Origin of the sequence: Kineosporia rhizophila, from assembly GCF_021277265.1 — a bacterium.
Lineage (GTDB): Bacteria > Actinomycetota > Actinomycetes > Actinomycetales > Kineosporiaceae > Kineosporia > Kineosporia rhizophila.
The window spans coordinates 1-950 of the sequence record NZ_JAJSOH010000072.1; the positions used below are offsets into that span (position 1 = coordinate 1).

General features: G+C 63.7%; 1 protein-coding gene. It reads right to left on the reverse strand.

Going from position 1 to position 950, the window contains the following annotated elements; translation table 11 throughout:
• Positions 1–22 precede the first annotated feature (22 nt).
• A protein-coding gene (locus LWF15_RS35770) for an IS5 family transposase (protein ID WP_352396737.1) occupies positions 23–903 on the reverse strand; the annotation gives its coding sequence in 2 pieces (ribosomal slippage) (positions 23–513 and positions 513–903; 882 coding nt in all).
• Positions 904–950: the final 47 nt, after the last annotated feature.

Sequence of the window (950 nt, forward strand, 5' to 3'; positions counted from 1 at the left end):
CTAGGGCGTGTCCTGCGGATCTTCATCGGAGATGAAGAACGATGCAGGCGAGGACGATCTCGGCGCGGTGGTAGGCCGCTCGCTTGGCGAAACGGGTGGCCAGGCCACGGAACTGCTTGAGCCGGTTGAAGCAGCGTTCAACGACGTTGCGGAGTTTGTAGTGCTCGGTGTCGAAGGCTGGTGGCCGGCCACCAGCCGATCCCTTGTCCTTGCGGCGCTGGATCTGGTCGGAGCGTTCGGGGATGGTGGCCTTGATCTTCCTTCGGCGTAGTTCTTTCCGGGTGGAGGGGTGGGTGTAGGCCTTGTCGGCCAGGACCCGGGCCACCGTGACCTGCAAACCGTCGACATTGATGGTGTGGATGTCGTCCAGCAGCGGCAGGAGCTGCGGGTTGTCGCCGGCCTGACCAGGGGTCAGGATCACCGACAACGGCAAGCCGTCACGGTCGACGGCCAGGTGGACCTTGGTCGTCAGTCCGCCCCGGGATCGTCCGAGGCATTCCCCCTCGATCGCGATGCGTTCCTCGATCCAGGGGGCGCAGCCCCCTTTTTCCGGGCCCCAGCGGCATGCTGGTGGGCCCGGATACTGGTGGAATCGATGCTGACGATGAACTCGATGTTGTCCTCGAAGGTCCCGATGGAGTCGTCCTTGACGATCACGTGTTCCAGGATCCGGTCCCAGGTCCCGTCCGCGGTCCACTTCCGTAACCGCTCGTGGGCAGTTTTCCAGGGGCCGTAGCGTTCGGGCAGGTCACGCCAGGGAGCACCCGTGCGTTCCTTCCACAGAATCGCGTTGATCACCTGCCGGTGCGGTCTCCACCGGCCACCCCGCTGCCCTGTTTCCAGGGGCAGCAGAGGCTCGATAACCGCCCACGCCTTATCCGTCAGTTCTCCACGTCCAACCACGAATCCATCATTTGCACACGATCATGAACAAGATCCGCAGGACACGC